The following is a 2,209-nucleotide window of genomic DNA, read 5'->3' on the forward strand; positions in this document are numbered from 1 at the left end:
GTCCCGCCCGTCCCCCGCGCCCAGGTCCAACAACAAGGTTGTCCTCTTCGCCGGCGCCGCCGTGGTGGTCATGGCGGGCGCCCTGGGGGCCGGGGTCATGCTGGGCGGCTCAGCCGGCTCGGCCGGAGACCGTGAGGAGATCGACGTCGGCGCGCTCCAGGAGATGGCCGGCATCCAGGCGCAGCTGGGCTCCCTGAAGCTCTGCAAGGTCCAGTACGGCGTTCGAGGACGGCGGATGAAGTCGGGCTCGCACGAGTCCGTCTGGGTCAGCGCTTGCGAGCAGGACCGGTTCACAGGAGCCCGCATCGACGTCCCCACCGAGCGGCAGGTGCAGCACGTCACCTTCGACCTGGAGCGGACCTCGGTCTCCGAGCCGTGGAAGATCCTGGTCGACAAGAACCGGGTTCCCTTTCCCGAACTCCAGCGCGCGCTCGAGCAGCTCGCCCCGCTCCTCCGCGCGAAGACGCCGGAGGCGCTGACGCGCGCCATCGAAGAGCGCGCGGCAGCGGACCGTCGGAGAGAGGAGAGCGAGGCCGCGGAGCGCGCCCGCCGGGACGCAGCGAAGGGCTCTTATCCACAGCAGTGACGGGCGCGGGACTTCACGGCCGTCACCTCAGGGCGTGGTCACCACCGGGCAGGGCCACCAGGACGGCGGCGAGGCCCGGTCATCCCAGGTGCCATCCCAGTAGTCCTTCAGCATGTACACCTCCGTGTTCGCCACGGAGCAGAAGCGCTCGGGGTGGGGATTCACGTACAGCACCTGGTCATTGCGCGAGATGGAGTGGATGAACGTGCCGCACCGCTGGGTGCTCCCCACGGGCGGAGGCCCCACGGTGGAGGCGCGCACCGTGTCCAGGAGGACTCGAGCGTTGGGCTCCTCGCAGGCGAGCTGCTGGAAGGCCTGGCTCGCCTCCAGATCCATGTCCAGGTCCACCCGGCGCGTCTTCACGGTGCACTCCGTCCCTTCTTCCGTGTAGTGCAGCGTCACCACGGAGTACCCCTGGGGAATCTCCGGGCAGTCCGGGAAGTCGAAGCGGTAGAGCGGGTGGAGCGCGCCCTCGCGGTACAGGATGAAGGACTGCTCCGTCGGGTCCGCACCGAAGCCCGACTGGAACCCGACGACGATGTCAGGGCTGGAAGTGGCCTCGTTCGACACCCGGTCCAGGGTGCCGTTGCCGTTGCCGTCCACGTAGGCCATCACGTAGGCCATGCCCAGCTTGGAGCCCTCCTCTCCAATCAGTGCCGCGGGATCCGGCAGGCGATTGAGGGACATGCTGAAAATGTTGGGGAAGTGGCCGTTGACCCTGACGTCCGCGTCGGGGTGGTGGTACGACGTCTTCGGGGCCAATCGCTGGCACCGGGCGAGGCCCTCCGGATACGTCCGCTGGACCATGCAGTCCACGACGACCTTTGGCCAGACATCCCAGAGGAGCGACGCGCGAATGCGGTCGGAGTTCCCCAGGTCGAAGGTGGAAGAGGCGCGCAGCGTGCCCTCCAGCGTCAGCAGGGCTTCGTCCTCCGCCTCGTCTCCCATGACACCACCGCATCCCGTCAATGCCAGTGCAAGCAGGCTCCACTTCCAGAAACCGCGCTCCCGCATCGTCGTCATATGGCCTTCCTCCCGGACCCGGGCGCAATCCCAGGTCACGTGACAGGCATCAGCTGGAGAACCCGCGCGCCCTCTTCTCGAAGCGCTCGCGCCATCCAGTCGATGCGAGCAAGGAGACGCATGGACGGACTCACGTGGGACATGCCGCCCACGCTCACAGCCCCCAGGTGCAACCCAGCATCAGCTGTGGCGCGAGTTGCGTCCTGAGCTTCTCGTCCTCGCGCATCAGCGCGACATGGCCGCCCAGCCGGGCGAAGAGGCCCGTGCGCGCGCTCACCGGGACCTCCGCGGAGAGCGCGGCGAAGGTGGCCGCGCCCGCGCCCGTGCGTGTCCGTCGCGTGGGGAGGCCCAGCTCGCGGCGGCGCTCCGCATCCGGGCTCGTCGCGCGCTGAGCCAGGCCCAGCACACCGAGGCCCGCGTGGGCTCCCATCCAGACTCGCCCCACCGAGCCCGCGAGGCCCAGGCCACTCCACAGCCCCAGCTCCACCTGCTCGAATCGCTGCGCGTTCGTCGCGCCCCGGGTGCCCCCCAGGCTGAGTCCTCCGAGGAAGGACAACCCCAGCCCACCGGAGCTCTCCCTCGCGATCAGCACTCCCACCT

Annotated in this window: 2 protein-coding genes and 1 pseudogene; 1 reads left to right on the forward strand and 2 read right to left on the reverse strand. The window is 69.3% G+C overall.

Going from position 1 to position 2,209, the window contains the following annotated elements; all coding sequences use genetic code 11:
- On the forward strand, nt 1-586 hold a 586-nt coding region (locus FL311_RS44655; protein ID WP_141333364.1), incomplete at its 5' end, for a hypothetical protein.
- A gap of 27 nt (nt 587-613) precedes the next feature.
- Here the strand turns inward: FL311_RS44655 and FL311_RS42715 are convergent.
- Together FL311_RS42715 and FL311_RS42720 are read right to left on the reverse strand one after the other, a co-directional pair.
- On the reverse strand, nt 614-1,534 hold the full coding sequence (locus FL311_RS42715; RefSeq protein WP_228557471.1) for a hypothetical protein: 921 nt from the start codon (nt 1,532-1,534) through the stop codon (nt 614-616).
- A 229-nt stretch (nt 1,535-1,763) separates the two neighbouring features.
- Nucleotides 1,764-2,209 (reverse strand): annotated as a pseudogene (locus tag FL311_RS42720) (caspase family protein); the annotation flags it as partial.

This window comes from Myxococcus sp. AB025B, from assembly GCF_006518215.1.
Taxonomy (GTDB): Bacteria; Myxococcota; Myxococcia; order Myxococcales; family Myxococcaceae; genus Myxococcus; species Myxococcus fulvus.